The organism is Pedobacter sp. L105 (assembly GCF_009765875.1).
GTDB lineage: Bacteria > Bacteroidota > Bacteroidia > Sphingobacteriales > Sphingobacteriaceae > Pedobacter.
In genome coordinates this window covers 301776-318369 of the sequence record NZ_LMUP01000008.1, presented here as the reverse complement: position 1 = coordinate 318369, position 16594 = coordinate 301776, and the positions used below count along the sequence as shown (strand labels likewise).

Below are 16594 nucleotides of genomic sequence, written 5' to 3'. Positions count from 1 at the left end.
GGCGTTTTTTTTTAACCCAATTACTATGAATATTTTAAAATTCGGAGGCACTTCAGTAGGTTCATCAGAGGGCATCCGTACCCTGATCAGTATACTCATGAAACGTGATCAGGACAATTATCCGGTGGTAGTGCTATCGGCAATGAGCGGTGTGACCAACCTGCTGCAGGCCATGGCGGAGAAAGCGCTGCTGGCCGAAGAGTATGATGCAGAGCTGAAACAGATTGAAGAAAAACATTTTGAAGTAGTACGCAGCTTATTGCCCGCTGCGGCACAAAACCCGGTATTCACCAAATTAAAAATATACTTCAACGAACTGGAGGATATTCTGCAATCGGTTTATAACCTGAGAGAACTGAGCCCTCAAACCAAAGACCTGATCTTAAGCTTTGGTGAACGCTGTTCTACTTTTATGATCAGCCATATTGCAAAACAGGATTTTCCGAATGCGGTGCCGGTAGAAGGTGCGGCGCTGATTAAAACAGATAGCAATTTCGGTCAGGCAAAGGTTGATACCGAAGTAACCGAATTATTAATACAGGAATATTATGAAGCAAATGAAGGAAAATTACTATTTGTCACCGGCTTTATTGCCAGTAATGCCGAAGGGCGCTTTACCACTTTAGGACGTGGCGGAAGTGATTTTACCGCTGCCATATGGGGTTCTGCTTTAAATGCAGAAGAAATAGAGATCTGGACAGACGTAGATGGTATGCTGACCGCTGATCCAAGGATCGTAGAAAAAGCATTTTCATTGGCTGAACTCAGTTATACCGAAGCAATGGAGTTATCCTATTTCGGAGCGAAGGTGATCTATCCGCCAACGATGATCCCTGCTTTCTTAAAAAGGATTCCCATCGTCATCAAAAACACATTCAACCTGGATTTTGAAGGAACCTTTATCCGCCATGGGGTGCATACCTCAGAGCTGCCGATTAAAGGAATCTCTTCTATAGATGAAATCAGTATCCTTAACCTATCCGGAAGTGGGATGGTTGGTAAAGCAGGTTTTAGCGGTAGGTTATTTTCCCTGCTTTCGCGCGAGCAGATCAATGTGGTACTGATCACACAGTCGTCCTCAGAACATAGCATTACTTTCGCGGTAAAACCGGCGGATGCGTTAAAAGCACTGGCCATTATCAGCAAAGAGTTTGAACTGGAATTGCAGGCAAAAAAACTGGAATATCCGCAGGTAGAAACAGGCTTATCCATCCTGGCAATCGTAGGGGAGAATATGAAACATACGCCAGGCATGTCTGGCAAGTTATTTTATGCACTGGGAAGAAACGGGGTAAACGTTCGTGCCATTGCACAGGGTTCCTCAGAGTATAACATATCGGTTATTTTATCAAAAACAGATCTGTCAAAAGCGGTTAATGCAGTACATGATGCATTTTTTGCCGACCTGAAAAAAACGTTGCATATCTTTTGCCTGGGTACAGGAAATATCGGCAAAACGTTGTTCCGTCAGTTGCTGAACCAAAGCCCTTTCCTGGCAAAGAACAATGATCTGGAAGTGAAACTGATGGGGGTGAGCAATTCACGGCAGATGTACCTGAGCGACAAAGGTCTTAACCTTGCAGATTGGGAAGATGAATTGAATACCTTCGAAGAAAAAGCAGATCTGGGTGCATTTATTCACAAAATGAAAGCAATGAACCTGCCTAACTGTGTATTTGTGGATAACACTGCCAGCGGCAATCCGGTAAATTATTATCAGGAAATTCTGGAATCCAGTATATCAGTAGTCACTTGTAATAAGATCGGTAATTCGGCCGAATACAGTCAATATGCAGCCTTTAAAAAGGCAGCACGTACATTCGGTGTGGATTTCCATTATGAAACTAACGTAGGTGCTGGTCTTCCGATCATCCGTACCTTAAAAGACCTGATGATGAGTGGTGACAATATCGCCAGCATTGAAGCGATCTTATCCGGTACGATCTCTTATATCTTCAATAATTTTAAAGAGGATAAACTCTTTCATGAAGTAGTGAAAACCGCTCAGGAACTAGGTTATACAGAACCAGATCCGCGTGATGACCTGAATGGAAAGGATTTTATGCGCAAAATGCTAATCCTCGCCAGAGATGCAGGTTATCCATTGGAAGCCGCTGATGTGGAGATTGAAAGTATGCTGCCGCCGGCCTGTCTGGCTGCGGAAAGTGTGGAAGAGTTTTATCAGGAGTTGGAAAATAACGCCGCTTATTTTGAAAAACTGAAATCTGATGCCGCTGCAAGTGGTAAGGTTTTAAGGTATATCGGGAAATTGGAAGCAGGAAAAGTAGCGATCACTTTGCAGATGGTAGATGAGTTTCATCCCTTCTTTATGCTTTCGGGTAGTGATAACATCATTTCTTTTACAACGGACCGGTATAAAGACCGTCCATTGGTGATCAAAGGACCAGGCGCCGGTGCAGAAGTAACTGCAGCTGGTGTATTTGCAGATATTATAAATGTAGGTAAGAGATAATGAGAGAGTCAGTAAAAGTTTTTGCTCCCGCCACTGTTGCAAATGTGGTTTGTGGATTTGATGTGTTGGGTTTTGCAGTGAATGAACCCGGAGATGAAGTGATCATGCGGATCACAGATAATCCTGGCGTGATCATCTCCAAAATTACGGGTGACGAGGGGCGTTTACCGCTCAACCCGGCAAAGAACACGGTAAGTGCCAGTGTGCAGGATTACCTGAAACATATAGGGCGTACAGATATAGGAATTGACATTGAACTCCATAAGAAAATGCCTATAGGCAGCGGACTGGGTTCCAGCTCTGCAAGTACGGTAGCTGGTTTATTTGCCATCAATACGTTGATGGATAATTTGCTTACTGCACAGGAGCTTGTTCCTTTTGCGATGAAAGGGGAGGAGCTGGCCTGTGGTTATGGACATGCAGATAATGTGGCCCCGGCTATTCTGGGTGGTTTTGTGCTGATCAGAAGTTATGAGCCACTTGATGTGATCAGCCTGCCTTTTCCCGAAGAATTGTATGCTGCAATTGTGTACCCCGAGGTAGACGTACCGACAAAAGATGCACGCCAAATGATCCGTTCAAAGGTTTTACTGAAAGACGCGGTAAAACAATGGGGTAATGTAGCAGGATTGGTAACGGGCTTATTTATGAAAGACTACGACCTGATCGGCCGCAGTATGGTAGATGTACTGGTAGAACCTACACGTTCTATCCTGATTCCTGATTTTTATAAAATGAGGAGTCTGGCAATAGAATTGGGTGCGATCAGTTTTGGTATCTCTGGTTCAGGGCCATCAGTATTTGCTTTAACCAAAGATCCGGATACGGCACATCGCATTACAGCAGCGCTGCAAAAACAATTAAAATCTATTCAGATCAACAGTCTTTCATTTGTATCATCGGTCAATAAAAAAGGACCGGTTATACTTGATTAATATATAAACTAATGAAATTTTATAGCACTAATAACCACGACCTCAGTGTAGATTTTCAATCTGCCGTATTTAACAGCATGCCTTTGGATAAAGGATTATATATGCCGGCAGAGATACCTGTGCTGGATGCAGACTTTTTGCAAAACCTGGATCAGTATACTTTACCTGAAATAGCCTACAAGATAGCTTCTGTCTTATTACATGAAGATATACCGGCGGCAGATCTGAAGGCACTGATCGACGATGCGATCAATTTTGAAGCCCCTGTGGTAAAGCTGAATGAAGATACGTATGTATTGGAGCTGTTCCATGGCCCTTCACTGGCTTTTAAAGATTTTGGTGCCAGGTTCATGAGCAGGATCATGGCCTATTTCCTTAAAGACGGAGAACAGCTGCTGGATGTACTGGTCGCTACTTCCGGCGATACAGGCGGGGCAGTGGCCCTGGGCTTTTTAGGCGTGCCAAATACAAGGGTAACCATTCTATATCCAAAAGGTAAAGTGAGTGAAATCCAGGAACTGCAATTGTGCAGCAATGGACAGAATATCCGCGCTATAGAAATTGATGGTACCTTTGATGATTGCCAGGCGCTGGTTAAACAGGCTTTTGCAGATGAATCACTAAACCGGCAGTTAAGGTTAACTTCGGCCAATTCTATCAATATATCCAGACTGATCCCGCAAACCTTCTATTATTTCAATGCAGTGGCGCAATTGTACAGAGCAGGAAAAAGAGAGGTGGTGTTTTCTGTTCCGAGCGGTAATTTCGGAAATATTGCTGCGGGTTTACTGGCTTATAAAATGGGCTTACCGGTAAAACAGTTTATTGCGGCTACCAATGCCAACGATACGGTTCCACGTTTCCTGGAAACAGGGGTCTATGAAACCAGGCCATCTGTACAAACCTATGCCAATGCAATGGATGTAGGTGCACCAAGTAACTGGGTAAGGATCATGGAGCTGTTTAGCCAGGATAGGGAGAAACTTAAAGAAATGGTGAAGAGCTATCGTTATACAGATGCACAAACTGTAGAAGCAATCTCGGCCATACATGAGCAATTTAACTATGTGGCATGTCCGCATACAGCGATAGCCTGGCTGGCGGTGAAAGAATACCAGTTGCATTATCCGTCTGCCGAAGACACTTTTGTGTTTTTATCTACTGCACATGCCTGTAAATTCCCGGACGTGTTTTCAGAGGAGATCTTTGCCAAGATCCAGTCGCCGGAGCAGGTCGAAGAATTAAAAAGAAGAGGCAAATCGGCTACCGCGATGCAAGTGGACTTTGAAGCTTTTAAAACATTTTTACTAACATCAGCTGCTCAATAGGGCTGATGTTATTTTGTTTTAGTAAACCTCATAATATCAATATCACCCATCATAAAATTTAGGGTGGTATCCCCGTTGATCGTATACTTATTTACTTTTTTAAGCATTTCAAAAAAGATGGTCTCTCCTTCACCAGGGCAGGCCATTTTTGTCATTACAGTAGGTTCATTTAAATTGATGGAGCTGTCATCAGCCTCCAGCTTGCCTGTAAAAGAATTACAGCCGCTGTTGCCGCTGAACCTTTTTTCTGTCAGATTAAATATCAATTCTGGTTTTTTGCCCGGATAAAGCCCGTTAAAGGCTATCCTTGGTCCGGAGATATAGTTTAATTCCCATGTTCCCCCCAGTTTTGATAAATCGGAACTGGCATCTACAGTATTTTTTAACGTATTACACGCTGATAAGGTAACTATAGCGGTAAATAACATTAGTGTCGTCTTTCTCATAACGTTCCGGTTTGTAAAGAACGAAATGTACAAAGAATCTGCCAATTATCAGGAGAATTTAATTGAGATTTATTGCTTATAAGGCAGTCATGAGCTTATTTAGTGCTTTTTGGGACAATAAGCTCATGACGGTTAAGCCGTATGGATTAAAATACAGCCTGTGCAATTCTTTTAGTGGGCTCAGGATTACTCATGGTATAAAAATGCAAAACGGGAGCACCTATTTTAACCAATTCTTTACATTGCTGTATCATCCACTCTATGCCCACTTCTTTCACTTCCTTTTCATTTTTACAGGCCTGAATGGCTTCTGTCATATCTTCCGGCAGATCAATATGGAAGATTTTTGGCAAAGTGATCAGCTGTTTGGAAGAAGTGATTGGCTTAAGGCCGGGAATAATGGGCACATTGATCCCGTTTGCCCTGCAGTTCTCTACAAACTCTGAATATTTACTGTTATCAAAAAACATTTGTGTAACGATGAACTCAGCACCCATATCTACCTTCTGCTTTAAATATTTAAAGTCAGTTTTCATATTCGGGGCTTCGAAATGTTTTTCCGGATAACCCGCAACACCAACGCAGAAATCTGTTTGGAAAGCATCGTGATCTTCAAACAGGTACTTGCCTTTATTCATATTTACTACCTGTTCTAACAGGTCGGTAGCATAGGCATGTCCGTCTGGTGTAGGAATAAAACCGGAATCTGCATGCCTTGCGTCACCACGGAGCACCAATACATTGTCAATACCTAAAAACTGAAGATCGATCAAAGCGTTTTCAGTTTCTTCTTTTGTAAAACCACCGCAAATCAGGTGAGGGACAGCATCAACTTTATACCTGTTCATGATTGCCGCACAGATGGCTACCGTTCCGGGGCGTTTACGATAAGAAACTTTTTCCAGCAGGCCATTGTCATGCTGTTTGTAGATATAATCTTCCCTGTGATAAGTGACATCAATAAAAGGAGGGTTAAATTCCATCAGCGGATCTATAGCATTATAGATATCGTTAATGCTCTTTCCTTTTACAGGTGGCAGCAATTCAAAAGAAAACAGGGTTTTACCCTTAGCATTGTTGATGTGTTCGGTGATCTTCATTCGTTGTATTAGTAAGCTAAATTTGGGCTAAGCCATCTTTCTGTATCTTCCAGTGAAAGGTCTTTTCGCAGGGCATATTCTTCTACCTGGTCTTTGGTGATTTTGCCCAGTCCAAAATATCTCGATTGAGGATGTGCAAAATAAAAACCGCTTACGGCAGCAGTAGGATACATGGCAAAACTTTCTGTAAGGCGTATTCCTGTTTGGTTTTCTGCGTCCAGCAGATCAAATAATATTCCTTTTTCTGTATGGTCGGGACAAGCCGGATATCCCGGAGCGGGACGTATTCCTGCATATTCTTCTTTGATCAGGTCTTCGGCACTCAGGTGTTCATCCTGCGCATAACCCCAATATTCTTTACGTACCAGTTCATGCATTCTTTCTGCAAAAGCCTCAGCCAAACGGTCTGCCAGGGCTTTTGCCATGATGCTGTTGTAATCATCATAATTGGCTTCAAACTCAGCAACCAGTTCATCACAGCCAATACCGGTAGTGACGGCAAAACCTCCAAAGTAATCCTGTACGCCTGATGCTGCCGGAGCAACAAAGTCAGACAGCGCATAATAAGGTTCTCCGGCCATCTTCTCTGCCTGTTGGCGGAGCGTATGGATGGTCACTTCTTTTCCATCTGCCTCCAGAACAATATCATCCCCTTTGGAGTTGGCGGGCCAGAATCCAATAACTGCATTTGCGGTAAGCAGTTTTTCATCCACAATTCTTTTTAACAAGGCCTGCGCATCATCAAACAGTTTTTGTGCCTCGGCGCCAACCACTTTATCATTCAATATTTTAGGGTAGCTGCCCCTTAATTCCCAGGTTTGGAAAAATGGCGTCCAGTCAATATAAGGTACCAGGATTTCCAGGGGGTAACTTTCAAAAGTTTTCGTTCCTGTAAAGGCTGGTGCCGGAGCTACCTTCGACAGATCGATCTGGAATTGATCAGTTCGCGCTTCTTCTATCGTTTTGTACCTTTTGTCAGAACGTTTATTTAAATGCGCTTCCCGCGCTTTATCATATTCCTGTCTGATGTTATCAATATAAGCACCACGTGTATCTGTATTCATCAACGTACTGCAAACTGTCACACTTCTGGAAGCATCCAGCACATGGATGGCCGGGCCGGAATAATGCGGTGCCACTTTTACCGCGGCATGGATCCTGGAAGTTGTAGCACCGCCGATCAGCAGCGGAATGGTAAAACCTTCACGCTCCATTTCTTTGGCAAAATGTACCATTTCATCCAATGACGGGGTAATTAAACCACTTAACCCAATAATATCAGCATTGATCTCTTTTGCTTTTTTGATGATCTCCTGTGCGGGTACCATCACGCCCATGTCTATAATTTCAAAGTTATTACAGGCTAAAACCACACCGACAATGTTTTTACCGATATCGTGCACATCACCCTTTACGGTAGCCATCAATACCCTTCCGGCAGAAGAACTTTGGTCGCCGTCTGGATTGTCCAGTTTTTCCTGTTCAATAAAGGGAAGCAGATAAGCCACTGCCTTTTTCATTACCCTGGCCGATTTTACCACCTGGGGCAGGAACATCTTCCCAGCGCCAAAAAGATCACCTACGATGTTCATTCCGTCCATTAAAGGACCTTCAATTACATGTATAGGTCGGTCATATTGTTGTCTTGCTTCTTCCACATCGGCATCCAGGTATTCTATAATTCCTTTAACCAGGGAGTGGGAGAGACGGGATTCAACAGATTCTTTTCTCCATTCTTCATCCTTTACCAGTTCTTTCCCTTTGGATTTTACGGTTTCTGCAAAATCTACCAGGCGTTCTGTAGCATCATCCCTGCGGTTAAGTAGTACGTCTTCCACGCGTTCCAGCAGATCTGCGGGAATGGCTTCGTACACTTCCAGCATACCGGCATTCACAATCCCCATGTCTAAACCAGCCCTGATGGCATGGTATAAAAATGCAGAATGCATGGCTTCACGTACGGTATTATTACCCCTGAAAGAGAAAGAGATATTGGAAACACCACCACTCACCTTGGCATAGGGAAGGTTTTCTTTAATCCATCTGGCCGAATTGATAAAATCAACAGCATAATTATTATGCTCTTCCAGTCCTGTGGCAACGGTTAATATATTAGGGTCAAAAATAATATCTTCTGCAGGTAATCCAATTTCACCTACCAGGATATCATATGATCTTTTACAGATTTCTTTACGGCGCTCAAAACTATCTGCCTGTCCCTTTTCATCAAAGGCCATCACAACGATAGCTGCACCATAGTTCATGATCTTACGGGCGCTTTCGCGGAATTTATCTTCCCCTTCTTTCAGGGAAATGGAGTTGACAATCCCTTTGCCCTGCAAACATTTCAGTCCGTTCTCAATCACGCTCCATTTAGAAGAGTCTACCATGATCGGTAATTTTGAGATATCGGGTTCTGAGGCAATCAGGTTCAGGAATTTTGTCATCGCTGCTTCCGAATCCAGCATACCCTCATCCATATTCACGTCGATCACCTGGGCACCGCCTTCTACCTGCTGCCGTGCAACAGTTAGCGCTGCTTCATAATCACCGCTTAAAATTAACTTGGAGAATTTTGGGGATCCTGTGATATTGGTTCTTTCACCAATATTGACGAACATTGTTTCTGGAGTGATGGTTACGGGTTCTAATCCGCTTAGGCGCATGTAACGTTCCAGTGTAGGTATTTTTCTTGGTCTTACGTTTTTAGCTTTAGCTGCAATGGCAGCAATATGCTCTGGCGTGGTGCCACAACAACCACCCACAATATTTACAAAGCCGTGTTCTATAAAATCTCCTACCAGTAAAGCCGTTTCATTGGGCATTTCATCATAGGCACCAAATTCATTCGGCAAACCCGCATTGGGGTAAGCAGAAACATAACAGGCGGCTTTTGATGAAAGTTCTTCAATATGGGGCCTCATATCTTTGGCACCCAAAGCACAGTTAAAACCTATACTTAAAGGTTTTGCATGGACAATTGAATTTAAAAAGGCTTCTACGGTCTGGCCTGATAAAGTTCTTCCTGAGGCATCAGTGATTGTGCCTGAGATCATGATCTCAATTTTACGACCAATGACCTCTTCGTATTTTTTTATCGCAAAAATAGCTGCTTTAGCGTTCAGTGTATCAAATATGGTTTCGATCAGCAGCAGATCAGCACCACCATCTACTAAACCTCTCACCTGCTGGTAATAGGCATCAACTAGTTCATCAAAAGTTAAGGCCCTGTAACCAGGGTCATTTACATCTGGTGAAATAGATAAAGTACGGTTGGTAGGCCCTACGGCACCGGCTACAAAACAGGTACGGTCGGGATGGGCAGCCATAAATTCGTTTATCGCCTCTTTCGCAATTTTTGCGCCTTCGAAACTCATCTCATAGTCCAGCTCTTCCATTTTGTAATCTGCAAGGGATATCCGCTGCGTACTAAAAGTGTTGGTTTCGATGATGTCAGTTCCTGCTTTCAGGTATTCTGTATGGATGGCCTTAATAATGTCCGGACGTGTAATGTTCAGCAGGTCATTATTACCTTTTACATCGCATGGGTGATCCTTAAAGCGCTCCCCTCTGAAATCTTCTTCAGTGAGCACATAACGCTGGATCATGGTACCCATTGCACCATCTATAATTAATATTCGTTTTTCTAGCTCTTCTCTAATGCTCATTATCTGGGTTAATGCATCGCCATTTGTCCGTCTGTTATCTGTTCTGCAGATAAATCAGGATGGAAAATTTAATAAACAGGGCTTAATCAGAATTCCGGTACCGGATCGAATTACTTATCTTTCAGGAGCAGCCAAAGCCGTTCGAGTAGAATGTAGCACCTTGTAAGCACAGGTTGCTAAGACATCGTTGGGTCTAATCCCTCCGTCTTTCTTTATAAGCACTGCAAAAGTGCAATAAAGAAAAATCAATTCCAAGAAATGTGATACTAAACACAATAAAATTGCAAAGGCCACGCAAATCTGCATGGCCTTCGATATAATATTCTGAATTTGAATGGATAGCTTACTTTCTTCCGCCAAATATTCTTAGCAGGAAAAGGAAGATATTGATGAAGTCAAGATACAGGGATAAAGCACCCATGATCGCTAATTTTTTAGTATCGTCAGTAGCTATGGTCTCGCCATTTGCTTCAATACCTGCACCGATACGTTTTAGTTTTTGTACATCATATGCTGTTAATGCAGTGAAAATCGCTACACCGAAGAAACTCATGATATAGTCTAAACCAGAACTGTGAAGGAACATATTTACTACCATTGCAATCACTAAGCCAACTACGCCAACCATTAAGATTGGTCCGAATTTGCTTAAGTCAGTATCTGTGGTGTAGCCCAGGATGGCCATTAAACCGAATATTCCGGCTGCAGCAGCAAAACATCCAACTACAGAACCCGAAGCATAGATCAGTAAAATAAAGCTTAAGCTGATCCCTGTTAATAAGGAATATACGATAAACGTTCCCAGTAATGCGCCATAAGAAAGTTTACTTAAACCTGCACTCATGAGTAATACCAGTCCTACCGGGGCAAACATGGCCACGTAACCTAAGATAGATAGACCATGCGTTTCCGGATTGATTAAGTAACTTAACATTTGAGGGGTATTCGCCATATAAACTGCAGCAGCGGTAGAGATACCCAGCGCTACGAACATCCACAAGAATACGCTTGCAAAGAATTTCTTTGCAACAGTACCTGTTTGCTTCTCTACAAAAACTGATTTTTCTGACCAGTTGAAATTATTGTTGTCCATTTTTATTAAAATTTATATAAATATACGAATGTTATGCTTCATGCAAAATTTATGCCCCTAGTCTTTTTGTCAGGATACCTTCAACTTTATTGAAAAATTGCAGGGGTTTAAGCGTCCGCCATGCCAAATCGTCAAGCTCTCCGCCAAAATTTATGTAATAATCAATGTTACTGCTTCTGAATTCATCGATCACATGCTGGTTAAAATTGATGCCGGTTATCCATCCGTCTTCTACATCCTGGAACCATTCTTCATAATAAGAATCTTCTGAAGAGTGGAAGTTCAGGACATTCTCACCAATGAGAATAAATTTATTGATGCCTTCATCTATCATCAGTTCCAGGATTTCCCTTTTGAGGAGCATGATGTCATTATTGATGGCATCGTTCCATTCACCGATCAGCTCAATAATTGCATAATTGTATTCATAGTCTACAAATAATACCTTGATATATAATGTTGTAGAACCGAAATCATCCCATTGGGGGTGGATCAGGAAATTATATAACTGTTTATCAAAATAGAATTCTGAGTATTCTGTGTTAAAAAAGGGGGAGCGCGGGTCTTCCGCAGCGATATAATCGTCACGCCAGCGGTAATAAGGTTCTATTTCGTGCATTTGATTCTTAATTTTTATAGGCTTCAACCGCTTTTCTCACACTTCCGTAGCGGATCAGCAGGTCTTCAGCTTCCTTGTAATCAATCTTCAGTTCGTTCATCACCATCTGGGTTCCTCTGTCTACCAGCTTGTGATTGGTTAACTGCATATCTACCATTTTATTGCCTTTAACGCGGCCCAATTTAATCATGACCGTGGTGCTCAGCATATTGAGTACCAGCTTTTGTGCCGTGCCGGATTTCATGCGGGTAGAGCCGGTTAAAAATTCTGGCCCCACCACTACTTCAACAGGGAAATCACTTACTGCAACTACCGGGCCGCCCTGGTTGCAGATGATACAGCCCGTTAAAATGCCATTTTCCCTGGCCTGTGTTAATCCCCCAACTACATAAGGAGTGGTTCCCGAGGCGGCAATACCAATCAGGCTATCCTTTGCATTGATGTTAAATTGCTCCAGGTCGAGCCAGGCTTGTTCGATATCATCTTCCGCATTTTCAACAGCCCTTCTAATGGCTTTATCGCCACCGGCAATAATTCCAACCACCTCATCAAAAGGAACGCCGAAGGTTGGCGGGCATTCTGAAGCGTCTACTACGCCCAGCCTGCCGCTTGTTCCGGCACCAATATAAAATAACCTGCCGCCAGCTTTCATTCTTTCGGTAACCGCCAGAACGAGTTTCTCAATTTGAGGGATACATTTTTCTACCGCCAGGGGAACTGTCTGATCTTCATTATTTATTCCTTTTAGAATAGCGGATACTTCCATCTGATCAATATCATTGTAGTTCGATTCCTGTTCGGTTATACGTATCATAGTTAAATTTCGTTTTTTATAATGGATATATCCTCTTTAAGTACTTACCAATTATTTATAAAGAACGGAATTTGTAACAAATTTTTAAACAATTATAAATCATAACCCGTTAAATACTTAATTGACAGCGTAATTTTATAGCTTTGTGCAACAGCTCATCCATGAAACCAACTACCCGTAAAAATCTATTTATTGCGCTTACTTATTCTGTAACACTAATAGGTGGGATGTTCCTGGGTTACAAGTTTTTAAAGGATCAAGGTTTCAATTTTCAGCGCGACCTGCAGTTTGCAGATAACAGTTCTGAGAAAGTGGATGAGATCATTAATCTGATCAACAGAAACTATGTGGATGAAATTGATGCAGATACTTTAAGTCACCTTCAGATCGATAGCCTTTTGCACCGGCTTGATCCGCACAGCGTATATCTTCCCCCTGTTAAAGCAAGTGAACAAATTGACCGGCTGGACGGTAATTTCGCAGGTATAGGTATAGATTATTACCTCTTAAATGATACCCTGCTGGTTACCCATGTATTTAAGGATGGGCCTGCGGCTATGGCAGGACTAAAGCTGGGCGATAAGATTTTAAAAATTGATACGCTTAATGTGAGTGGAAAACACCTGCTGCGTTCCCAGATGATTGGCAGGATTAAGGGGAAAAAGGGAACTTCTGTACAGCTGGTGATTTTGCATTCAGGTGCCAGCCATCCTGTTTCGCTCTCCGTAAAACGGGATAGGGTAGTGGTATCCAGCATCGATGCATCTTATATGATCAATGCAGATGCCGGATATATCCGTATCAGTCAGTTCGGGGCCAATACAGATCAGGATTTTGTAGAGTCGGTAAAAGCGCTCAAGACCGAAGGAATGAAAAAACTGATCCTCGACTTGCGTGATAATGGGGGCGGCTATCTTACCGCAGCTACTGGTCTGGCAAATCAGATCCTTCCGGAAAATAAACTGATTGTATATACTGAAGGCAAACATGAGCCGAGAACTGATTATGTCGCTACTGGCGGCGGTGAATTTGAAGAGGGTAAACTCGTCGTGCTGATCAATGAAAATTCCGCTTCCGCAAGTGAAATACTGGCGGGTGCTGTACAGGACCTGGACAGGGGCGTGATTATTGGACGCCGGTCTTTTGGTAAGGGATTGGTGCAGGAACAGTTTCCTTTTGGAGATGGCTCTGCTTTAAATTTAACTATTGCAAGATATTATACCCCATTGGGAAGAAGCATCCAGAAGTCTTATAAAAGAGGTTATACGGCTTATCAGAATGAAATTGAACAGCGGTTTAATGATGGAGAGCTCACTGCGGACCCTGTTGTCGCAAAAGACAGTGTAAATAAAAATGAAGCTTTTGTTACTGGTTCCGGCAAAAAAGTTTTCGCCGGTGGCGGTATACAGCCCGATATCTATGTGAAAATGGATACAATAGGTGTAAATAAATTTTATTCGACGCTGGTAGAGAAAAAAGTGTTGTTTGATTTTGTACTGGATGTGCTGGCAAACCGGTATACAGAAACCTATCTGGAACAGAATCTGGCTAATTTTGCAATCAGCGATACAGATTATAAAGATTTCGTGAGATATATCCTGGCAAAAAATATACTCATTGACAATAAACAGTTGATGGCTTCAAAGCAGGTTGTTTACAATGACCTTAAAGCCTTGCTGTATAAATATTATATGGGAGATGAGGGCTATTATAAAGCGATGAACCTCAACGACAATATGATTAAGCAAGCTCTTTCGAGCCTGCAATAATCTTATCTGTTTAATTCTTATTTCTGTCTGAAGTAGATCTGGATAGGAACTCCATTGAAATCAAAGTGCTCACGCAGCTTGTTCTCTATAAAACGTTTATAGGGTTCTTTAATGTATTGCGGCAGGTTACAGAAGAAAGCAAACATTGGAGATGTTGCATTAATCTGCGTTACGTATTTCACTTTGATGTATTTTCCTTTTAATGCCGGCGGCGGATAGTTCTCAATGATCGGCAGCATCACATCGTTCAGTTTCGAGGTAGGAACTTTTTTGCCCCTGTTCTTGAATACTTCCAATGCTGTTTCTATAGCTTTAAAGATACGCTGTTTGTTCAATACAGAAGTAAAGACGATAGGCACATCAGTAAAAGGTTGTAGTTTCGTGCGGATCTGATCTTCAAATGCCTTCATTGTTTTATTATCCTTCTCTACCAGGTCCCATTTGTTAACCAGGATTACGATACCTTTTTTGTTTTTCTCTGCAAGGTGGAAAATGTTCACGTCCTGCGATTCTAAACCGTCTACGGCATCTATCATCAGGATCACTACATCAGCCTCTTCAAGGGCTTTAATGGTACGCATTACCGAATAAAATTCGATGTTCTCTTTTACTTTTGTCTTCTTACGCAAACCAGCAGTATCGATGAACATAAATTCATGTCCGAATTGGTTATAGTGGATATGGATAGAGTCACGCGTAGTACCAGCGATTGGTGTAACGATATTTCTTTCCTTTCCCATCAACGCATTGATCAGAGATGATTTACCTACGTTAGGACGACCAACGATAGTTAGTTTAGGTAGTCCGTTTTCTTCGATCACGTCATCTTCAAAGTGGGTGATCACTTCATCCAGTAAATCACCTGTACCAGAACCTGTCATGGAAGAAATTGTATAGATCTCTCCAAGGCCAAAGCCGTAAAATACAGCGGCATCATTTTCTAACTGGGTATTGTCTACTTTATTTACGACGATGAAAACCGGTTTTTTGCTTCTGCGCAATAATTGTGCGATTTCATCATCCAGATCAGTAATTCCGGTAATTACGTCTACCATAAACAGGATCACTGAAGCTTCTTCGATCGCAATGACTACCTGTTCGCGGATAGCTGCTTCAAAAACATCTTCAGAATTGGCTACGTAACCACCTGTATCAATAACAGTAAACTGTTTGTGTGTCCACTCGGCAACGCCGTAGTGACGATCGCGCGTTACACCGCTGAAATCATCAACAATAGCTTTACGACTTTCAGTTAAGCGGTTAAAAAGGGTAGATTTGCCTACATTTGGTCTTCCGACGATTGCAATAATATTAGCCATGTGTTGTAATTGTATTAATTCTTAAGGGGTTGCAAAGGTAGGTTTAATTTTCGTACCCGAAACTTTTTAAATAGTTCTTTTTACTGCGCCAGTCGGGAAGCACTTTTACGAAGGTTTCCAGGAACACTTTCTGATCTAAGAACTTCTCTATATCCTTACGTGCTTCAGTACCAACCTTCTTCAGCATAGAACCTCCCTTGCCAATCAGGATATTTTTTTGTGATTCGCGTTCAACAATGATTTCTGCACTGATCCTGGTGATCTTTTCTTCTTCTTTAAAAGCAGTGATCACTACTTCTGTACTATAAGGGATTTCTTTCTGGTAGTTGTTAAAGATCTTCTCCCTGATGATTTCAGAAACAAAGAAGCGCTGGCTTTTATCGGTGAGTTCTCCCTTGTCATAATAAGCAGGATGTTCAGGAAGTTCGTCCAATATTCTTTCCATGATCCCTTCCAGGTTATATCGGTGGAGGGCAGAAATGGCGTAAATATATTTGGGTTTTAAAAGGTCCTGCCAGTAAGCCTGTTTCTCATCTACTTCTTCCTGTGTGGCACCATCGATCTTGTTGATCAGGACGATCATTGGGATAGTGGTATTGATGATCTTCTCCAGTACATCGTTTTCATCATGTGTTTCATTCACGTCTGTTACAAACAGAATTAAATCGGCATCACTCAATGCGCCTTTCACAAAATTCATCATAGAATCCTGCAGTCCGTAACGCGGTTTTATGATGCCCGGAGTGTCGGAAAAAACGATCTGATAATTTTCTTCATTCACAATTCCCAAAATACGGTGACGTGTGGTTTGGGCCTTCGGCGTGATGATCGATAGCTTTTCCCCTACCAGGGCATTCATTAACGTGGATTTACCCACATTTGGTTTACCAATAATGCTTACAAAACCTGCTTTATGCGACATTGAATATTTTTTAAAATAAATTTGCATTGCAAAGAAACGAAATATATCTTTGCAGACCAATTTAAAACAAAGGAAGATTGATTCTTTAATCGTTTTAAGCTGATATAA

The 16594-nt window shown here is 42.1% G+C and carries 12 protein-coding genes and 1 riboswitch; of the genes, 4 read left to right on the top strand and 8 right to left on the bottom strand.

From position 1 onward, the window contains the following. Positions 1-25 precede the first annotated feature (25 nt). Genes thrA through thrC form a run of 3 tightly spaced genes read left to right on the top strand, consistent with a single transcriptional unit; the run spans position 26 to position 4736 of the window. Entirely contained in the window at positions 26-2473 is a 2448-nt protein-coding gene (thrA, locus tag GSQ84_RS16605; RefSeq protein WP_158798392.1) for a bifunctional aspartate kinase/homoserine dehydrogenase I, read from the top strand. Further along, complete coding sequence (locus tag GSQ84_RS16600; RefSeq protein WP_158798391.1) at positions 2473-3408, top strand: homoserine kinase; 936 nt, start codon at positions 2473-2475, stop codon at positions 3406-3408. Before thrA ends, GSQ84_RS16600 begins: the two co-directional genes overlap by 1 nt. An 11-nt stretch (positions 3409-3419) precedes the next feature. After that, positions 3420-4736: a threonine synthase gene (thrC, locus tag GSQ84_RS16595; protein ID WP_158798390.1), complete on the top strand. Its 1317-nt coding sequence runs from the start codon at positions 3420-3422 to the stop codon at positions 4734-4736. Positions 4737-4744: 8 nt separating this feature from the next. Here thrC and GSQ84_RS16590 read toward each other — a convergent pair whose 3' ends face one another. From GSQ84_RS16590 to murQ, 6 genes are all read right to left on the bottom strand, one after another. Further along, on the bottom strand, positions 4745-5182 hold the full coding sequence (locus GSQ84_RS16590) for an META domain-containing protein (RefSeq protein ID WP_158798389.1): 438 nt from the start codon (positions 5180-5182) through the stop codon (positions 4745-4747). Positions 5183-5328: 146 nt separating this feature from the next. Further along, positions 5329-6282 carry a methylenetetrahydrofolate reductase [NAD(P)H] gene (gene metF / locus GSQ84_RS16585; RefSeq protein ID WP_158798388.1) on the bottom strand — a complete coding sequence of 318 codons (954 nt, stop codon included), beginning with the start codon at positions 6280-6282 and terminating at the stop codon, positions 5329-5331. 8 nt (positions 6283-6290) lie between these two features. Then, a complete protein-coding gene (gene metH, locus GSQ84_RS16580) occupies positions 6291-9950 on the bottom strand; it encodes a methionine synthase (RefSeq protein WP_158798387.1) in 3660 nt (1219 codons plus the stop codon). Positions 9951-10061: 111 nt separating this feature from the next. Next, positions 10062-10171: riboswitch (SAM riboswitch) on the bottom strand. Between the two features lie 122 nt (positions 10172-10293). Next, positions 10294-11043, bottom strand: a complete 750-nt coding sequence (locus tag GSQ84_RS16575; protein WP_158798386.1) for a Bax inhibitor-1/YccA family protein — start codon at positions 11041-11043, stop codon at positions 10294-10296. Positions 11044-11092: 49 nt separating this feature from the next. Beyond that, positions 11093-11662, bottom strand: a complete 570-nt coding sequence (locus tag GSQ84_RS16570; RefSeq protein WP_158798385.1) for a hypothetical protein — start codon at positions 11660-11662, stop codon at positions 11093-11095. 7 nt (positions 11663-11669) lie between these two features. Further along, on the bottom strand, positions 11670-12476 hold the full coding sequence (gene murQ / locus GSQ84_RS16565; protein ID WP_158798384.1) for an N-acetylmuramic acid 6-phosphate etherase: 807 nt from the start codon (positions 12474-12476) through the stop codon (positions 11670-11672). A 161-nt stretch (positions 12477-12637) separates the two neighbouring features. On the opposite strand from murQ, the gene GSQ84_RS16560 reads away from it, so the two are divergent. After that, a complete protein-coding gene (locus GSQ84_RS16560; RefSeq protein ID WP_158798383.1) occupies positions 12638-14245 on the top strand; it encodes a S41 family peptidase in 1608 nt (535 codons plus the stop codon). Positions 14246-14262: 17 nt separating this feature from the next. On the opposite strand, the gene der is transcribed toward GSQ84_RS16560, so the two are convergent. Together der and era are read right to left on the bottom strand one after the other, a co-directional pair. After that, a complete protein-coding gene (gene der, locus GSQ84_RS16555; protein WP_158798382.1) occupies positions 14263-15564 on the bottom strand; it encodes a ribosome biogenesis GTPase Der in 1302 nt (433 codons plus the stop codon). 43 nt (positions 15565-15607) lie between these two features. Then, entirely contained in the window at positions 15608-16486 is an 879-nt protein-coding gene (gene era, locus GSQ84_RS16550) for a GTPase Era (protein ID WP_158798381.1), read from the bottom strand. Positions 16487-16594: the final 108 nt, after the last annotated feature.

Excerpts from the sequence above, each read along its gene's own strand:
- thrA (WP_158798392.1), top strand. The coding sequence starts at position 26 with ATGAATATTTTAAAATTCGGAGGCACTTCAGTAGGTTCATCAGAGGGC.
- GSQ84_RS16600 (WP_158798391.1), top strand. The coding sequence starts at position 2,473 with ATGAGAGAGTCAGTAAAAGTTTTTGCTCCCGCCACTGTTGCAAATGTG.
- thrC (WP_158798390.1), top strand. The coding sequence starts at position 3,420 with ATGAAATTTTATAGCACTAATAACCACGACCTCAGTGTAGATTTTCAA.
- GSQ84_RS16590 (WP_158798389.1), bottom strand. The coding sequence starts at position 5,182 with ATGAGAAAGACGACACTAATGTTATTTACCGCTATAGTTACCTTATCA.
- metF (WP_158798388.1), bottom strand. The coding sequence starts at position 6,282 with ATGAAGATCACCGAACACATCAACAATGCTAAGGGTAAAACCCTGTTT.
- metH (WP_158798387.1), bottom strand. The coding sequence starts at position 9,950 with ATGAGCATTAGAGAAGAGCTAGAAAAACGAATATTAATTATAGATGGT.
- GSQ84_RS16575 (WP_158798386.1), bottom strand. The coding sequence starts at position 11,043 with ATGGACAACAATAATTTCAACTGGTCAGAAAAATCAGTTTTTGTAGAG.
- GSQ84_RS16570 (WP_158798385.1), bottom strand. The coding sequence starts at position 11,662 with ATGCACGAAATAGAACCTTATTACCGCTGGCGTGACGATTATATCGCT.
- murQ (WP_158798384.1), bottom strand. The coding sequence starts at position 12,476 with ATGATACGTATAACCGAACAGGAATCGAACTACAATGATATTGATCAG.
- GSQ84_RS16560 (WP_158798383.1), top strand. The coding sequence starts at position 12,638 with ATGAAACCAACTACCCGTAAAAATCTATTTATTGCGCTTACTTATTCT.
- der (WP_158798382.1), bottom strand. The coding sequence starts at position 15,564 with ATGGCTAATATTATTGCAATCGTCGGAAGACCAAATGTAGGCAAATCT.
- era (WP_158798381.1), bottom strand. The coding sequence starts at position 16,486 with ATGTCGCATAAAGCAGGTTTTGTAAGCATTATTGGTAAACCAAATGTG.